Origin of the sequence: Haloarcula amylolytica, assembly GCF_049705545.1 — an archaeon.
GTDB classification, from domain to species: Archaea; Halobacteriota; Halobacteria; order Halobacteriales; family Haloarculaceae; genus Haloarcula; species Haloarcula amylolytica_B.
The window spans coordinates 2,348,473-2,365,259 of record NZ_JBNAMU010000001.1 but is presented as its reverse complement, the minus strand read 5'-3'; the positions used below and the strand labels follow the sequence as shown (position 1 = coordinate 2,365,259).

The window sequence follows — 16,787 nt, the reverse complement described above, 5'->3', positions numbered from 1 at the left end:
AAATCTACTGCTACCCTGTCGACAGTTACGACGAACGTAGCAAAACGAGGCGGGAGAACTCAGTGGTGCACTATGCCAGAACCCACCCGCCTCAACGGAGAGAAACGCCCGCGTTATTTGTTTGTTATGAATCCCTCAATCCTACATGGCACAGCCGACGAGGGCGCTCAATCGTCGGCCGGGATCGGGTCACCGTGGGACACTTCGTCCCCGAGCAGGTCCATGAACTGCGCGAGCCACTCGGGATGGTCGGGCCATGCCTGGCCGGTGACGAGGTTGCCGTCGGTGACCACCTCGTCGACCCACGAACAGCCGGCGGCCTCGCACTCGGCGCGACAGGCCGGGTACGACGTCATCTCGTAGCCGTCAAGTACGTCGGCGGCGGCAAGGATCTGCGGACCGTGACACAGCGCCGCCACGGGTTTGTCCTCCTCGAAGAAGTGCCGTACCGCGTCAAGGACCTCGTCGTACGTCCGGAGATACTCGGGGGCGCGACCGCCGGGCACGCACAGCGCGTCGTAGTCGCTGGGGGTCACGTCGGCCATCGTCGCGTTCAGAACGAAGTCGTGGCCGCGGGACTCCATGTAGGTCTGGTCACCGCGGAAGTCGTGTATCGCTGTCTTGATCGTCTCTTCGGCCTCCTTGTCGGGACACACTGCATCGACCTCGTGGCCGACCATCTGCAGCGCCTGGAACGGCACCATTATCTCGTAGTCTTCGCCGAAATCGCCGACGATCATGAGTATGTCTTTGCCCATTGGAAACACCGGTGAACGCTACGGTCGCTGTCGAAATAAAGCCGCAGGTGAATTACCAGTTTCGTGTCACGCGTCGAGGGCCGCCAGCACCTGTTCGATGTCTGCAAGCGAATCGATGACGTAGTCGGGCGTCACGGCGCTCCGTTCCAGCGACCGCTCGTTGGACACGCCGGTCCTGACGAGCACGGTCGTCATTCCGTTCCGCTCGCCCATCGCGATGTCCGTCTCTAGTCGGTCACCGACGATGATACAATCCGCTGGAGCACAGCCCAACCGCTCCAGCGCCGCCTGGACGGCTATTTCGGAGGGCTTGCCGAGTATCCGGTCTGGGTCCCGCTCGATGACGCCGGCGACGGCGTTGATTATCGCCCCGGAACCGGGGACCGGGTCGCCGTCCTCGCCGGGGAACGTCCGGTCCGGGTCGGTCCCGAGGAAGACGGTCTCGTCGTCGACGGCCCGGAGCGCGTCGACCATGTCGTTGTAGTGGAAGCCGTCCGTCCACGAGGCCAGTAACACGTCGGTCTCAGCGGGGTCCTCGACCAGGCGTGCGTTCGTCCCTTCGACCAGGCCGCGGAGTTGGTCGCTCCCGATGACGAACACGTTGTCCCCCGCGTGGGACCCGTTGAGGTACTCGCGGGTGACGACGCCGGAGGAACAGGCCTCACCTTCGCGGGCGTCAACGCCCATCCCCCGCAAGCGCTCGACGTACTCGCTCCCGTCGTGGATTGGATTGTTCGAGAAGAAGCAGATTCCCAGGCCGCGCTCCCTGAACACGTCGATTGCCGACGCCGCGCCCGGCAACAGCGTGTCTCCATGGTACACCGTTCCGTCCAGGTCGACGATGACCCCCTCGACTGTCATTACCACCACTCGGGACCCGGCGGTGAAAAATCCGTCTCAGTCGTGCAGTTCGACGTCTGTCACTTCGAAGCGTGCCCCGCCGCTGTCGCTTTCAATCAGTGACACCTCCCAGCCGTGGGCCTCGGCGACCTGTTCGACGATAGCCAGGCCGAATCCGGTTCCGCCTTCCGTCGAGGAATACCCCATCTCGAACACGTCGTCGGCATCGCCGTCGACGCCCGCGCCGTTGTCAGCGATGTAGAAGCCGTCGCGTGACTCCAGCAGCCCGACCTCGATTTCGACCTCGCCGTCGTTGTGCTCGATGGCGTTCCGGAACAGATTCGCCAACAGGTCCTGGACGCGCCCGCTGTCGGCCGCGAGTTCCGCGCTCGATTCGACCGACATGGATGACTGCTCCGCCTCGATCCAGGTCCACGCGGTCGATGCCAGCGTCGATAGCTCCGTTGCCTGTGGGTCACTGACAGTTCGGCCTTGTCGGGCCAGCGCGAGCACGTCCTCGATGATACAGCCCATCCGGTCCAGTGACCGGTCGATTTTGGCGACCAGTTCGGCCTCTTCGCTATCGGCGGGTTCCGAAAGCAGGTCGACCGCGCCCTGAGCGACGTTCAGCGGGTTCCGGAGGTCGTGGCTGACGACGCTGGCGAACTCCTCTAGCCGCTCGTTCTGGCGCTCCAGTTCGCGCTGGCGTTCGACGCGTTCAGTGATGTCGCGTGAGACCAACTGGAAGGTATCGGCTTTGCGGTGACTGTCGACGGGGATATACTGGTTGTGGTAATGTCGTCCACCGACGGCGTCCTCAGACCGCGTCGCAGCACCGTTTTCGACCGCGCTTTTGCCGGCTTCGAGGCGCTGGCTAGCCGCCTCGCTGTCCATCACCTCGCCCAGTTCCCGACCGACGAGCGCGTCGGGGTCGTCATCTAGTCTGTCTGCCATCGAGGGATTCACCGAAAGGATGGTCCCGTCAGTCGTCAGGTGGACGATCCCGTCCGGCGAGTCCGCCACGAGCGACTCGAACTTCTTGCGGGTGCGCTCCTGGGAAACGACGTTCTTGATCCGGTTCGCCAGCCGGCCGTACTGTTTGTCTTCGACGACTTCGAGCTTCAGGAGGTAGTCGGCGACACCCGCCGCAATAGCCGCGCTGGCCGTCTCTTCATCCCCTCTCCCAGTTAGCAGAATGAACGGAATAGACGGGTTTGTCTCCCTGATCTCCTCTAGGAGTTCTAACCCATCCATCTCGGGCATCTCGTAGTCGCTGACGACACAGTCGAACCCTCCCCCGTCGAGGCGATCTAGGGCTTCCGTGGCACCGTTTGCAGCAACCGACTCGATGCCGTGTTGCTGCGTGAGCGTATCAGCGGTCATCTCCGCGAAAAAATCGCTGTCGTCGACGACAAGCGTCCGTATGTTATTTCCAGGTGTCATATGGGCGGCGGGTTCCTTGTGCCCCCAACGGTCTGTCCGTACTTATATTTCAAGGGAGCCAGGTCGACCGCTGGACCGCGCTATCGCGGCACCGGCGGGGCAATCGATACTCGAAGGCCGGGGCTGTGATGGACTAGTGGGTCTGACTCACAATCCGATATGTCAACCAATGGGAGTACTGACCCGGTCACAGCGGCGTCGACGCGGTCGAGCCGCCACGGATCGTGACCGACGCTGCCGACGAGGTGCGTCCCGAAGCGCCCGGTCGTGAAGTATCGCTGCCGGTCGACGAGGAACGAGGCCAGCGAGTCCGGCGGAATCGCCACTGGGTCACCACTGGCTGTGTACCGGCACTCGAACAGTCGCCGCTTCCCTTCGTCAAGGACCCGACGACGGTCGGCCGTTGAGAGCGTCCGCGGGGTAGCGTCGCCGACTGTGATGCGAAACAGCTCCGAAACCGCTGTCGCCGTCCGTCTGTCATCACCGAACAGCGCCAGCACGCAGACCCCGCGTTGGCCGGTCGGCCCGCGGACGTAGGTTCGAACTGTGAGCAACTCCGAGGGGCCGGCGATCTCGATACCGAACGTCTCGACGCGGTCAACGGTCGCCGCGACGGTCGACACCCAGGCGTCGCCGTCGGCCGTCTCGACGGTGAGCCAGTCGGGGACGGCCGCTTGCACCGCTGCTTCGGAGACCGGCCAGTGACAGAAGCACACGTCGTCGAGCGTGACTTGCAGCGGACGGAGGGCGACCACACCCTTACTGGGGCCGACACGCTAATCAGTGTACTGGGCGACCCCGTCGAGCCGGTGGAGTCGCCCCGCTGTCACTGGAATCTCGGCGCAGTAGTGGACGAGCGGGTCGCCGTCGGGGCTGTCGAACCCGGACGCGGCGAACAGCCCGTTCGTCCGGATATCCGCTCGTCCTGCCTGGAGCGGCCACGGCTCGTGGTCGATGTCGGCGTAATACACCGTGCCGTCGTCGCTCGCGGCGTAGAAGCGGTAGCGCTCCACCAGGAACGACTCCACAGAGCCCGGTTCGGGTGTCGACGGTGCCTCGGTCGGTTCGTAGGTGGCGTGGAAGTCCGCCGGGGGTGCGCGCGAGCTGGTCCGGCTACTCCGGAACTCGACGCTCTCGCCGTCGGTCCGGACCCGCATCGATGCCTGGTAGTAGGACAACTGGAACAGCCGCCGGGCCAGCGTGACGCTGAGGCGGTCGTCGGCGTCGAGGTTGTAGAAGTACACCCCCGGTGTCCCGTCGGCGATCACGTAGGTCCGGAGGTTCAGTTCGCCGAAGGACCGCCCGATCGGACTGCCTCGCGGCCTGATGTCCGCCATCTGGAACGGGACCACGCTGAGCCACGCCTGCCCGTCGTACGTGTCGACATCAAGCCCGTCCGGCAGCGTCGACTGGACGATGTCGGGCTCGACCGGCCAGTGCATGAACCCCACGTCCCGCCACGTCATCGTCAGCAGGTCCATGTCCGGTAGTAGGGGCCAGACAGGTTTCTGCCTGTCGTGGGGCGCGGTGACAGACGACAATGATCGCGTCCGGCCGCATCGGCACTAAAACTTTGACCACTCCGCTCCCAGCATCGCGCATGAAGTTCGAGGTAATCCAGGGCGACATCGCTGCACAGTCGGCGGACGCACTGGTCAACGCGGCGAACACGAGCCTGCAGATGGGCTCCGGCGTCGCGGGGGCGCTCAAGCGCGCGGCCGGGTCGGGGCTGAATGACGAGGCCGTCGCGAAGGGACCGGTCGACCCCGGCGGTGTCGCCACGACCGACGCCTACGACCTCGACGCCGAGTATGTCATCCACGCCGCTGCGATGCCACCGGGTGGTCAATCAACCGCCGAGAGCATCCGCACCGCAACCCGGAACGCACTGGTGGAAGCGGACGCGCTGGACTGTAAGTCGCTGGTCCTTCCAGCCATCGGCTGTGGTATCGCGGGGTTCGACTTCGAGGAGGGTATCCGAATTATCTGCACTGTCATCGACGAATACCAGCCCGAATACCTGACAGACGTGCGACTCATCGCCTACTCCGACGATGACTTCGAAGGGATGCAACGAGTCGCGGCTGACGTTCGCGACTAACTGTCCGTTACAGCAGGTGTACCCGTCCGGCACGCCACTCCCAGGCGACTTCAAGTGCGATCCAGCAGACGAGCCATATCGCGGCGAAACTAAACACCAGCCACGTCGAACCGAGATACGACATGGTATCGGCGACGGACTGTAGCCACGGATAGACCTGCATACCGACGACGAGCGTCGCGACGAGACCCAGTATCCCGGTCACGTAGTGTTCGACCGCGTTACCTATCGAGCAGACGCAGGCGTCACTGCCCGTCGTCTCCTCGAATGTCTCGCTGCTCGGCCCCCGAGCATTGGTCATTGTTACCTTTCCTCAACCTAGCGCTTCATCACACAGCAGGTTAACCGTTTCGGCGGCTCACTCGTGGCCAGACACCCGAACTGGCTCGTACGGCGCTTCCAGCCACTCCACGTCGCTCGCCGAGAGGTCGATTTCGAGCGCCGCGACCGCTTCTTCGAGGTGTTCGAGGCTACTCGTCCCGATAATCGGTGCGTCGACCCACTCCTTGTCGAGCACCCAGGCCAGCGCGATCTGTGCCATCGAGGCGTCGTACTCGTCGGCCAGTTCCTGCACGCGCTCGTTGACCTCGCGGCCGTTCCCCTCGTAGTAGGGGTGTTCGCGAGCGTAGTCGTCCGTCTCGCCCCGGACCGTCTCCTCGACCTGCTCGTGCGGTCGGGTGAGATAGCCCCGGGCCAGCGGGCTCCACGGCATCACGCCGACGTTCTCTTTCTCACACAGCGGGAGCATCTCGCGTTCCTCCTCCCGATACAGCAGGTTGTAGTGGTTCTGCATCGTCTCGAACCGCTCCAGCCCCTCGCGCTCGCTCGTCCGGAGCGCGTCAGCGAACTGGTGGGTCCACATCGACGACGCACCGACGTAGCGCGCCTGGCCCCGCCGGACCGCGTCGTCGAGCGCCCGGAGCGTCTGCTCGATGGGCGTGTCGTAGTCCCAGCGGTGGATCTGGTAGAGGTCGACGGTGTCCATCCCGAGCCGGGAAAGCGAGTTCGACAGTTCCTGCTCGATGGCCTTTCGCGAGAGCCCGCCGGAGTTGGGGTCGTCCTCGTCCATCTGGAAGTACCCCTTCGTCGCCACGACCTGGCTGTCGCGGTCGTAGTCGTCGAGGACGGTCCCGAGGACGCGCTCGGACTCACCCATCGAGTACATGTTGGCCGAATCGAAGAAGTTGATGCCGAGGTCGATGGCCCGCTCGATGACCTCGCGGCTCTCCTCTTCATCGAGTACCCAGTCGCGCCACTCCGAGGTTCCGAAGCTCATACAGCCCAGACAGAGCCGGCTGACCTCCATGCCAGTCGACCCGAGTGTCGTGTACTCCATGCTCGGATTCGCGGGCGCGCTGGCGAAAAAGGTTCGCCGTCGACTACAGCGACTCCGCCGCGACCCGCCCGATGTACAGCCTGGCGACAGCGTAGCCGGCGACCGCTAGCAGAACTGCCCCGCCGACGTGGCCGTAGGTCAGCAGCGTCGGGCTGTCGACGGCCAGCTTCGCCACCGTGGTCGCCGGGTGCTCCGGGAGGACAACGGCCCCGCCGAACAGCACGAGTGTGAGCACGGAGAACAGCAACTGCGCCGGGCGACGGTTCTGGAGCGTGATGCCCAGCACGACCCCGAGCGTCACGACGACGACAGTAACGGCTGTGATGAACAGCAGAATCGCCGCCGGGTTCGAGACGGCAATGCCGTTCGTCGACAGCAATGCGAGCCACAACAGCGCCTGCGCGGGGGCCAGCAACACCATCCCCAGCGCCTTCCCGTCGATGATGTCGAGCAGCGACACCGGGGCCACTCGGAGCAGTTCCATCGTGCCGCGTTCGAGTTCTTCAGTGACGGTGTCAACGGCCACCGAGCCGCTGATGAACGGCGGGAGGAACAGCAACAGCGGAATCAGGATGGTGTAGGTGAACCCGAAGTACTGGCTCGCGCTGACAGTATCGGGGAGCGGCACGGGCGGCCGGTCGAGATACGGCGTCCGCTCCAGTCGCTCCTGGCGCTCCAGCGCGCTCAGGACCCGGCGCACCTCGACGACGATGAGCGTCGACCGGATGCTTCCTTCCGGCACGATAGCGGTGACCGCTATCCGCTCCCCCGGCCCGCGTGCCGACGGCACGTAGTCGCCGCGCAGTATCGCGTCCACCCGTCGCTGGTCGAACGCCCGCTGTGCGGCGGCCTCGTTCTCGAAGGCGGTGACGCTGGTCCCGTCCTGTTCAGCAGCCGCGGCCTCCAGTTCCTCGCGGGCGTCGCCGGTGACAGCCATCTCGACCTCGCCGGCCGCGACCGAGCCGGGGTCGTACAGCGACGTGAGGCCGACGACGAGAAAGGAGGAGAACCCGGCGACGAACAGCTGGATGAGCAGCGCCAGCACGATGGTCTTCTCGCGGGACAGCGAGCGGATGTCCCGCCGGGCCACGACGACCCGCGGGTCACGCCAGAGAGGGCGGTCCTCAGACAAGGGTGCTCACCACCGCGAAGTTGTAGGCGAAGTGGATGACGATAGCCAGCCCCAGCCCCCCGAGATAGGCTCGGCGACCGCGGCTCGCACCCACCGACGAGATGGCCGCAGTCACCGTGTGCAGCGCCAGCGGGAGCAGGAACAGTAGCCCCGCGACCCACAGCGGCAGGCCAGCGGGCAACGTTGCGCCCTGCAGAGCGGCTTCGCCGATTGGCAGGCTCTCCAGGTCGGATAGCCTGGCGATGAGCAGGCCTTTCTCCCCGATGAAGAAGCCGAGCCCGGAGAGCGCGCCGACGCCAAGTGCCGACCGGAGCGTCCGCTCGTAGCGGGCGTGTTCGTAGCCGGCGTAGACGTGCAGGCTCTTGGCCAGTTCCTCGACGATGACGATAACGCCGAGCACTAGTACGATGCCCAGCGACTGGTTCGTCCCGAAGACGTTCAGCGACACCGAATCGAGGACGAACAGGAACGCGACAGCCGCCAGTTCGGCGACGATGACCAGCGGCAACAGGATGACGCTCATCTTCAGCGCGCTCCTGCGAGTCTTGATGCGCCCAGCCAGCGCGTCGAGCACCTTCAGCGGGATCGGCCGCTGGGTGAACATGTCCTCTTCCCTGTAGAGGCCGGCTCCCAGGCCGAACAGCACAAGCCCGGTCAGCAGCGGCGGCGTCACCGAGAACACGAACGACGAGAGCCCGACCGACTGGCCGGTCAGATCGAGCACGACCAGCGTCAGCGGCGAGATGAGCGCAATCGGCGTCACGTCGGTGAAGATGGCCGGGACGAACGCGTAGGAGGTCAGCGTCACGGTTATCGTCACCGTAACGAAGGTGAGTTCCTTGAACGAGCGGGCGAACATCGCCCCGCAGAACGTCGCCGAAAGGAAGAGGACGACGAGCGGGACTACGGCCAGCACCGCGACGTAACTCCCCGCCGGCGCGATGTTCCCGAACCGCAGCGCTGCGGTGATGAGCGTCGCCACGCCGACGGCACCCAGGAAGTACGGGAGCGTCTTCCCGCCGATGATGTCCCCGCGGGAGGCGGGCGTCACCAGCAGGAGTTCGCCACGGCGGTTCAGCCGTTCCGAGAGCATCGACGAGCCGTATGCCTGGATGACGAAGTTCATCGGCACGATGTAGAGGAAGGCGAGCACGAGCGACTCGAAGGGGAACGGCGGCGAGATGTCCGACGGGGTGCCACCTTGCACATCGCCGGTCAACCGCGCCCCGATAGCGCCGAGGTTCGCGCCGCTGCCGCCGGCGGTTCCATCACCGTCGCCGCTTGCTGCCGAGCCGTCGCCGCTACCCCCGGCGGTTCCCTCGCTGCCGCCATCGCTTGTACTGTCGCCGCTGCCACCGGTGCTCGACCCGCCGCCGTCCGAGGAGCTGGAGCCGCCGTCCGAGGAGCCAGACCCGTCACTGTCGTCCTCGTTCCGGGGGTCAAGCTGGCTGCTCCCCGACTGTTGCTCGTAGACGAGCGTTACAGAGACGGGGAACGCAGCGGTCTGGTTGTCGTCCTGAGCGAGTGTCCGGTCGTTGTACCGCGCCGTGCTGTCGCGGAGTTCGGTCAGTGCGGCCCGCTCTTTGGCCGTCCGTGGAACGCTCTGGAGCTGGGTCCCCCGATACAGGAGTTCCTGCTGGCGTCGTTCGACGGCGGCGGGGTCCGGTTCACGGATGTCGAAGGTCGGGTCGTCGGCCGCGACGCCGTAGTACGGGCTGGACTCGTCAACACCAATCCGGTAGATGCCGTCGTCCATGCCCGCACCAGCGCCGCCGCTGACGGCTATCGCGGCGACCGCGCCCATCGCGACGAGCGACAGCGCCATCACGACGATTGTCCGCTTGTCGACGCCGCCGGCGTTTTTCGTCACCTCCCACTTCGCGACGCGCAGGAGTTTGTCGAGTTGCATCTACTCCGCGTCCTCCTCGACGTACCGCGTGCCGCGGGTCCCGGCCTCGGCGACGTTGAGGAACACCTCCTCCAGGCTGGACTCCTCCGTCCGTATGTCGACCACGTCACCGCCGTTTGCCTCCGCCCGCTCGCGCGTCTCCTCAACGGCGTCCATGCTCTCGACGACCCGCTTGTACGAGCCGTTTTCCTGCGCCGCGTCGGGGACGTCGACGGTCGTGTACACGTGATACCGGGTGTGGCCGTACTCGGCCTGGAGTTCTTCGAGGTCGCCGCGGGCGACGATTTCGCCCTCGTTCATGATGACGACCCGGTCGCAGATAGATTCGACGTGAAAGAGGTTGTGTGCCGAGAAGACGATGGTCTTGCCTTCTTTCGCCAACTGCTCCGTGAACTCGATGACGTAGTTTGTCGTCAGCGGGTCCAGCCCCGACGCCGGCTCGTCGTAGATGAGCACGTCGGGATCGTTGATGAGCGAGCGTGCGATGGCGACCTTCCGTTTCATCCCCTTGGACATGTCGCCGAGCTTCCGGTCGCGGTGTTCGAGTTCGAGTTCGTCCAGCGTGTCGTGCATCCGCTCCTCGGCCACGTCCGGGTCCACGTCGTAGAGATCGGCGAAGAATTTCAGATAGGAGAGCGGCGTCATCTCCTCGTACAGCGGCGATTCCTCGGGCAGAAAGCCCAGTTGCTGGCGCATCTCCGCGGTCTCGGTGTCGAGCCCCGCTATCTCGGCGGAGCCGCTCGTCGGCTCCAGCAGGCCCGCGAGCATCTTCAGCGTCGTCGTCTTGCCGGCCCCGTTCGGCCCGATGATACCGAACACCTCGCCGCGGTCGACCGAAAACGAACTGCCCTGTACAGCGACGAAACCGCCGTACTCCTTCCGAATATCCCGGGCGTCAATCATCTGCCGGTTCGTTGTGAGTGAACTAACCTATACCTTGGCTCCGGCCTATTGCTTCTGATAATGGCACTCGAACTCGGCGGCAGCAGCGTTTCGGTCGAGCAAACACCGGACGGGCGGCGGCTGATCGTCCGGCACGATGTCGCTGCGTCGGTCGACACCGTGTGGGATATCCTGACCGACACCGACTGCTGGTCCGACTGGGGACCGTCGGTCACGGCCGTCGAGACAGAGAGTCGGTACATCAATGACGGGACGGCCGGCCGCGTTCGCGCTGCCGGCGTGGTGTGGCTCCCGTTTGAAGTGACGGCGTGTACGCCGTACCGCTGGACGTGGAACGTCGCACGGCTCCCCGCGACGGGTCACTTCGCCGAGGAACGGACCACCGGCTCCGTCGTCGGGTTCGAGATCCCGCCGCTGGCGACCGGCTACGCGCCGGTGTGTGCCCGAGCGTGTCGGCGCATCGCCGCTATCGCACAACGACGCGAAGCGTAGGCAGCCGCCGCACCGAGCAGTCAGGACTGTACTGGCGTCTCCGGTCGCGTATAGCCGTCCTCGTCGGGGCTACCTGATATCGTAGCGCCCGTAACCTCGAAGCGTGTCCCGCCTCCGTCGCTTTCGGTCACGTCGATTTCCCAGCCGTGGGCTTCGACGATGCGCTGGACGATTGCCAGCCCCAGCCCACCTTCGCCGTCTGTGGTGGTGTACCCTTCGTCGAGCACCGCATCACGCTTGGCGGGCGGGATTCCGGAGCCGTTATCGGCGACGTAAAACCCCTCAGTCAGCTCGCCGACACGAATTGTCAGGTCAGCGTCGACGCGTTCGACGGTGGCGCCGGACTGCGACTGACTGCCTGTGGAACCATGTTCCACACTGTTCCGAAACAGGTTCTCGAACAGGTGACGGAGCCGATCCGGGTCGGCGTCGATGACGACTGTCGCCTCGTTTTCCAACGTCGCGTCTGCCGTCGGTACGGCTTCCCAGCAGCTATCGACCAGTTCTGTGAGATCGACGGCTTCCGTATCGCTGATGACGTGCCCGCTCCGAGCCAGCGTCAGCGTCCGGTCGATGAGCGTTTCCATTCGATCCATCGCCCCCGCAGCCGTCTCCAGGTGCTCCGAGTCGCGGTCCATCCGTGCGAGTTCGAGACGACCGGAAGCGACGTTCAGCGGGTTCCGGAGGTCGTGTGCGACCACGGCCGCGAACTCGTCGAGGCGTTCGTTGCGCTGCTCGACGGCCTCCCGCTGGAGCCGCTGTCGCTCGGCTTCGACGGCCCGCGAGATCGCACGGGCCTCGAAGATACCCATCATTAGGCCACCAAAGCCGCCGACAATAGCCGCGAACAGCGCCCAGCCGATGTCCTCACTCAGCGCACCCGTCGGCCACGTCAGGATCATCACGACATTCAACAGCAGGAAACAGACGAGTCCCCCGGTGAACCAGACGCCGATACGACGATAGTGGTCGGGGTCGATCTCCGAGTTGTCGAGCCAGAATCCGCCGACGATGATCGCCGCTGCAAACGGCACGATTGCCAGCATGCTGACCACGAAATCGGCCGTAAAAAGGGCTGGAAGTCCCGAAGGAGAGAAATAAAAATAGTTGCCGACGCCTGCGAGGAGGAGTAACCACCCGATTCCCTGAATAACGGCCGGCAGGCGATCTGAGCGACGATCTGGGTCTGTCACTTCCGCATCGATTTGTTAGACGTGTATTTACATCTGCTGGCCAACCGAACAGGCATCCGACGTGTTTTCCGACGTTACAGTCCGCGTTACTGCCGGCCCAGTCTGTTCTTGCTGCCAGCTACTGTTTGGCTACGCGTGCGTCCGATACTTTGTGGATGTCGTCGTCGATGCCGCTTCCGTCGCAGTCGTCATTCGGACATCGATAGTGCCAGCCGTCCTCCGTGGCCGCCCGCTCCGTGAACCGGTCACCGCATTCATCACAGTAGAGCTGTCCAGCCGAACACGTGTCGCGGTGGAGTTCGAGTTCGAGTTCTGTGCCGAAGGTCCGCTTGCAGTTCCGACAAATATGAGGCATATTTGAGAATACAGATTCATCCCTTATAGCGATACCGGAACGTTCACGGCCGCTTCTTTCCGTTGTCGGAAGGTACGGGCCGTCCGCCGTCCGTCGGTTTTCGACGGGTTAGACCTCTCATATCTTGGACAGTAATTGCTGACAGAACTGCCCACCCATGTACATATCTCGGCATCAGACTGTTCGGAACCCGATACTGGTAGTCGCTGTGTCATGGCGTACCACGTCTAGCTCGTGTGAAAAAACCGCTAGGCTGCCGTCACGTCGATTCGCGTGCCGCCGGACTCGCTCTCTCCGACCGACACTGTCCAGCCGTGGGCTCTCGCCGCGGTGTCGACCAGGAACAGTCCGTATCCCTCCCCGTCCCGCGTTGTCCCGAAGCCCTGATCGAACACCTCATCGCGGTCCGCTTCGGGAATCCCGGGGCCGTCGTCGGCCACGTAGAACCCTGAATCGGTGTCGCCGATAGTGACGGTCACCGGCTTCTCGCTGTGTGTGACCGCATTGTCGAACAGTTCGCGGAGAAGCAACTGTAGCCGGTCGTGTTCGGCGTCGATAGACGCGTCCGTCGACAGTTCTAGCGTCGCGTCCTCGTAGCTCCCTGCGGCCCAGACCTCCCTCGCTACGTCAGCCAGCGAGAGCGAATCAGTTTCAGAGACGGGACACGCGATGCTCCCGATGCGGGAGAGGTCGGTAAGCAGCGTCTCGACTCGGCGGACAGACCGAAGCAATGCGTCTTCGTGGGGCTCACCGATATCCAGTAGATCTAACCGACCCATAACGACGTTCAGCGGGTTCTTCGCGTCGTGGGAGACGCCGCTCGAAATGTCGTCCCACTGTATGGCACCGACCCGCCAGTCGGTCGGCCACCGGGTCGCGTACGCTTCGAGTTTCGCGGCCAGCAGGGATGCGGGCGTTTCTGCGGTCACATAATCGGTGATGCCGGTCCGGAGCGCCTCGGTGACCCGGTCCGGTTCGGGATCGGTCGCGACGAGTACTATCGGAATCTCGGCCCCTGTCGCCCGTAATTCCTCGAATACCGCAACCCCGTCGTAGTCGCCGTCGTCACTGATGACGACACCCCTGACATCCCCGTCACTCAGCCGGTCCTGTACGACGCTCGTGTCTCGGACCGCTTCGGCCGTTGCGCCGTCCGTTGTCAGCGCTTCGGAGAGTGCCTCAGCTCGGTCAGTCGCTTCGGTACCGGCCACGAGATAGACGGTCCCACGAGCAGGCGTCATCCCCTGGCATTACGAAAACAGGTGATAAGAAACCGACGGTGCCCTACAGCAGGTCTTCGACGTGGTCGGCGACTTCCTCCGGCGTGTCACCGACTGGCACTCCGTTGTCCTCTAGGGCGGTAATCTTCGACTGCGCGGTCCCGGTACCGGAGCCGGAGACGATAGCGCCGGCGTGCCCCATCCGCTTTCCGGGCGGCGCGGTCCGGCCGGCGATGAAGCCGGCGACCGGCGTGTCCATGTGCTCGCCGATGTAACGGGCGGCCTCTTCCTCGTCTTCGCCGCCGATTTCGCCACACATGACGACAGCGTGGGTGTCGGAGTCGGCCTCGAACTGCTCGAGCGCGCCGATGAAGTCCGTCCCGATGATCGGGTCGCCGCCGATACCGATGGCCGTCGACTGGCCGATACCGCGGTTGGTGAGGTTGTCGACGACCTGGTAGGTCAGCGTCCCCGAGCGGGAGACCAGCCCGACGTTCCCCTCGGAGAAGATGTTCCCCGGGAGGATGCCGAGTTTGGCGACGCCGGGCGTGATGACGCCGGGGCAGTTCGGACCGACGAGGTGCGTGTCGGTCTCCTGCAGTTTGCGGTAGACCCGGGCCATGTCCTGGGTCGGGATACCCTCGGTGATGGCGACGACGAGGTCGATACCGTCTGCATCGAGTGCCTCGAAGCAGGCGTCGCCGGCGAAGGCCGGCGGCACGAACACGACGGCGGCGTTCGCGTCGGCTTCGCGAGCCGCGCCCTGTACGGTGTCGAACACCGGCACGCCGGCGACTTCCTGCCCGCCGCGGCCGGGCACTGCGCCGGCGACGACGTTCGTCCCGTACTCCAGCATCTGTTCGGTGTGGAACTTCCCTTCACCGCCGGTGATTCCCTGTACAACGACGCGCGTGTCTTCGTCGACTAGAACACTCATGCTTCCACCTCCTTTGCGTACTCGACCGCACGCTGAACTGCGTCCTCCAGCGTGTGCTCAACCGTCACCAGGTCCTCGTTCAGAATCTCCATCCCCTCCTCGGCGTTCGTGCCGGCGAGTCGGACGGTGACCGGCTTCGGGATCTCGTCGAACTGCTCCAGCGCCTGGTTGATACCGTTGGCGACCTCGTCGCCGCGGGTGATGCCGCCGAAGATGTTGAACACGACCGAGTCGACGTTCTCGTCGGAGAACACCATGTCGAGCGCGTTGGCGATGCGGTCGGCCTTCGCGCCGCCGCCCACGTCGAGGAAGTTGGCGGGTTCGCCGCCGTAGTAGTCCACGAGGTCCAGCGTCGTCATCACGAGGCCCGCGCCGTTGCCGATGATGCCGACGTTGCCGTCCAGTCGGACGTAGTCGAAGCCGTACTCGTCGGCCTTCTGTTCGAGTTCGTCGCCCTCCGCCGCTTCCTCGCCCATCTCCGCGATTTCGGGCTGGCGGAACAGCGCGTCGCCGTCGATGTTCATGACGGCGTCGGCCGCGATGACCTCGTCGTCGCTCGTAATCATCAGCGGGTTGATTTCCGTGTCAGCGCCGTCACGGTCGTCCCAGAGCTGGTACAGCGTCGTGAGGACGCTCGCCACGTCGTTTGCGACCTCGCGGTCGACACCGGCCTCGTAGACGACCTTCCGAGCCTGGAACGGGTGCATGCCGAAGGCGGGGTCGATGTGCTCCCGAGCGATGGCGTCGGGGTCCTCTTCGGCGACCTCCTCGATGTTGACGCCACCTTTGGTGGACACCATTGCGACGGGGCGGCCCTCGCCGCGGTCCATCGTCACGCCGACGTACAGCTCGTTGACGAAGTCGACGGCTTCCTCCACGAGCACCTTCGAGACGTGGTAGCCCTTGAGGTCCATCCCGATGATGTCCTCGGCGGCCTCGCGAGCCTCTTCCTTGGACTCGACGAGCTTGATGCCGCCGGCCTTGCCGCGGCCGCCAACGTGTACCTGTGCTTTGATGGCGACCGGATATCCGATTTCCTCGGCCGCGTCGACGGCTTCATCTACTGTCTCGGCCAGCTGCGAGGCGGGCGTCGGGATGCCCGCGTCAGCGAAGACTTGCTTCGCCTGGTATTCGTGCAAGCGCATGTCATGCAGAGAGGCGAGCGGTGGCGATTTAAATCCGTCTTTCTCTTCCTGCGACCACGCGGAATCCGTCCCAGTTTACTGTGGGTCGGGATAGCGGTTCAAGAGCGCACACTGTGGCGCGATACGGCTGGCTCCGGAGCGACTCGGGATACAAGGGAGCGTCCGCAGTCGTCTCCCACACCGAATCCAATCCGATAGACCCACACCGTCGCACTGCGAAGCGAGCGTATGGCCGACGACAGGCACGGGACCGACGATGTCGACGATGGGACGCTCGATGCTGTGGCAGAGGCGATTCGCACCGCCGAAACTGGCGTCGCACTCACCGGCGCGGGCGTCTCGACGGCGTCGGGCATCCCCTCCTTTCGCGGCGACGACGGTATCTGGGAGCGCCACGACCCGGCGGACTTCCACCGCCGTCGGCTCGACGCCGACCCGGCGGGTTTCTGGGCGGACCGACTCTCACTTCGGGAGGCCATCTACGGCGATGTAGACCCCGAACCCAACGCCGCCCACGCGGCGCTGGCGAGGCTCGAATCTTCGGGGCATCTCGACGCTGTGCTCACGCAGAACATCGACGGGCTGCACGACGACGCCGGCACGGACCGGGTCATCGAACTGCACGGGACCCACCGGCGCGTGGTCTGTGACGACTGCGGCCACCGTCGGGACGCCGAGGCGGTGTTCGAGCAGGTCGCTGCAGACGGCGACCCGCCGCCGCGCTGTGATTGCGGCGGCGTCTACCGCCCGGACGTCGTGCTGTTCGGCGAGGCCATGCCCGACGTGGCGATGAACGAAGGCCAGCGCCTCGCCCGGGACAGCGACGTGTTCCTGGCTGTAGGGTCGTCCCTGTCGGTACAGCCCGCATCACTGCTTCCGAAAATCGCGGCGGAGGCGGGTAGCACGCTGATCGTGATAAACTACGAGGAAACGCCGCGTGACGCGAGTGCGGCACACGTGCTTCGTGCCGATGTCACGCAGGTTCTCCCGGCGATTGTCGAGCGGTTGTAGCAGCGGACGCCG

The 16,787-nt window shown here is 64.8% G+C and carries 18 protein-coding genes; 3 read left to right on the top strand and 15 right to left on the bottom strand.

All coding sequences use genetic code 11. From position 1 onward, the window contains the following. Positions 1–167 precede the first annotated feature (167 nt). The 5 genes from ACOZ4H_RS12295 to ACOZ4H_RS12275 form a co-directional block, all read right to left on the bottom strand. Positions 168–758 carry a DJ-1/PfpI family protein gene (locus ACOZ4H_RS12295; RefSeq protein ID WP_424329549.1) on the bottom strand — a complete coding sequence of 197 codons (591 nt, stop codon included), beginning with the start codon at positions 756–758 and terminating at the stop codon, positions 168–170. 66 nt (positions 759–824) lie between these two features. Continuing rightward, the gene (locus ACOZ4H_RS12290) at positions 825–1,619 is read right to left on the bottom strand and encodes an HAD-IIA family hydrolase (RefSeq protein WP_424329548.1); all 795 of its coding nucleotides are present in this window, start codon (positions 1,617–1,619) and stop codon (positions 825–827) included. Positions 1,620–1,655: 36 nt separating this feature from the next. Further along, entirely contained in the window at positions 1,656–3,041 is a 1,386-nt protein-coding gene (locus ACOZ4H_RS12285) for a response regulator (RefSeq protein ID WP_424329547.1), read from the bottom strand. An 80-nt stretch (positions 3,042–3,121) separates the two neighbouring features. After that, positions 3,122–3,796: a DUF2071 domain-containing protein gene (locus ACOZ4H_RS12280; protein WP_424329546.1), complete on the bottom strand. Its 675-nt coding sequence runs from the start codon at positions 3,794–3,796 to the stop codon at positions 3,122–3,124. 21 nt (positions 3,797–3,817) lie between these two features. Continuing rightward, positions 3,818–4,522, bottom strand: coding sequence for a YqjF family protein (locus ACOZ4H_RS12275; RefSeq protein WP_424329545.1), 705 nt, complete (start codon positions 4,520–4,522; stop codon positions 3,818–3,820). A gap of 119 nt (positions 4,523–4,641) precedes the next feature. Between ACOZ4H_RS12275 and ACOZ4H_RS12270 the strand changes: the two genes are divergently transcribed. Beyond that, the gene (locus tag ACOZ4H_RS12270; protein WP_420182597.1) at positions 4,642–5,142 is read left to right on the top strand and encodes a macro domain-containing protein; all 501 of its coding nucleotides are present in this window, start codon (positions 4,642–4,644) and stop codon (positions 5,140–5,142) included. A gap of 7 nt (positions 5,143–5,149) precedes the next feature. Here the strand turns inward: ACOZ4H_RS12270 and ACOZ4H_RS12265 are convergent, their stop codons facing one another. From ACOZ4H_RS12265 to ACOZ4H_RS12245, 5 genes are read right to left on the bottom strand one after another with little or no spacing between them, the layout of a single operon-like run. After that, positions 5,150–5,443 carry a hypothetical protein gene (locus tag ACOZ4H_RS12265; RefSeq protein ID WP_146417373.1) on the bottom strand — a complete coding sequence of 98 codons (294 nt, stop codon included), beginning with the start codon at positions 5,441–5,443 and terminating at the stop codon, positions 5,150–5,152. 57 nt (positions 5,444–5,500) lie between these two features. Beyond that, positions 5,501–6,478 (bottom strand): aldo/keto reductase, encoded by a 978-nt coding sequence (locus ACOZ4H_RS12260; protein ID WP_424329544.1) that lies wholly within the window; start codon positions 6,476–6,478, stop codon positions 5,501–5,503. 43 nt (positions 6,479–6,521) lie between these two features. Beyond that, a complete protein-coding gene (locus ACOZ4H_RS12255) occupies positions 6,522–7,610 on the bottom strand; it encodes an ABC transporter permease (protein WP_424329543.1) in 1,089 nt (362 codons plus the stop codon). Next, on the bottom strand, positions 7,603–9,519 hold the full coding sequence (locus tag ACOZ4H_RS12250) for a PrsW family intramembrane metalloprotease (RefSeq protein WP_424329542.1): 1,917 nt from the start codon (positions 9,517–9,519) through the stop codon (positions 7,603–7,605). The genes ACOZ4H_RS12255 and ACOZ4H_RS12250 overlap by 8 nt, the downstream gene beginning before the upstream one ends. Then, the gene (locus ACOZ4H_RS12245) at positions 9,520–10,422 is read right to left on the bottom strand and encodes an ATP-binding cassette domain-containing protein (protein WP_424329541.1); all 903 of its coding nucleotides are present in this window, start codon (positions 10,420–10,422) and stop codon (positions 9,520–9,522) included. Positions 10,423–10,482: 60 nt separating this feature from the next. On the opposite strand from ACOZ4H_RS12245, the gene ACOZ4H_RS12240 reads away from it, so the two are divergent. After that, on the top strand, positions 10,483–10,914 hold the full coding sequence (locus ACOZ4H_RS12240; RefSeq protein WP_424329540.1) for an SRPBCC family protein: 432 nt from the start codon (positions 10,483–10,485) through the stop codon (positions 10,912–10,914). Positions 10,915–10,934: 20 nt separating this feature from the next. On the opposite strand, the gene ACOZ4H_RS12235 is transcribed toward ACOZ4H_RS12240, so the two are convergent. The 5 genes from ACOZ4H_RS12235 to sucC form a co-directional block, all read right to left on the bottom strand. Beyond that, on the bottom strand, positions 10,935–11,960 hold the full coding sequence (locus tag ACOZ4H_RS12235) for a sensor histidine kinase (protein ID WP_424329539.1): 1,026 nt from the start codon (positions 11,958–11,960) through the stop codon (positions 10,935–10,937). A 265-nt stretch (positions 11,961–12,225) separates the two neighbouring features. Then, positions 12,226–12,462, bottom strand: coding sequence for a transcriptional regulator (locus ACOZ4H_RS12230; RefSeq protein WP_424329538.1), 237 nt, complete (start codon positions 12,460–12,462; stop codon positions 12,226–12,228). A gap of 248 nt (positions 12,463–12,710) precedes the next feature. Next, on the bottom strand, positions 12,711–13,703 hold the full coding sequence (locus tag ACOZ4H_RS12225) for an ATP-binding protein (RefSeq protein ID WP_424329537.1): 993 nt from the start codon (positions 13,701–13,703) through the stop codon (positions 12,711–12,713). Between the two features lie 43 nt (positions 13,704–13,746). Continuing rightward, the gene (sucD, locus tag ACOZ4H_RS12220; RefSeq protein ID WP_424329536.1) at positions 13,747–14,619 is read right to left on the bottom strand and encodes a succinate--CoA ligase subunit alpha; all 873 of its coding nucleotides are present in this window, start codon (positions 14,617–14,619) and stop codon (positions 13,747–13,749) included. Further along, a complete protein-coding gene (gene sucC, locus ACOZ4H_RS12215) occupies positions 14,616–15,764 on the bottom strand; it encodes an ADP-forming succinate--CoA ligase subunit beta (protein ID WP_151146552.1) in 1,149 nt (382 codons plus the stop codon). Before sucC ends, sucD begins: the two co-directional genes overlap by 4 nt. Positions 15,765–15,992: 228 nt before the next feature. On the opposite strand from sucC, the gene ACOZ4H_RS12210 reads away from it, so the two are divergent. Then, positions 15,993–16,775, top strand: coding sequence for an NAD-dependent protein deacylase (locus ACOZ4H_RS12210; protein WP_424329535.1), 783 nt, complete (start codon positions 15,993–15,995; stop codon positions 16,773–16,775). The last annotated feature ends 12 nt before the right edge of the window (positions 16,776–16,787 follow it).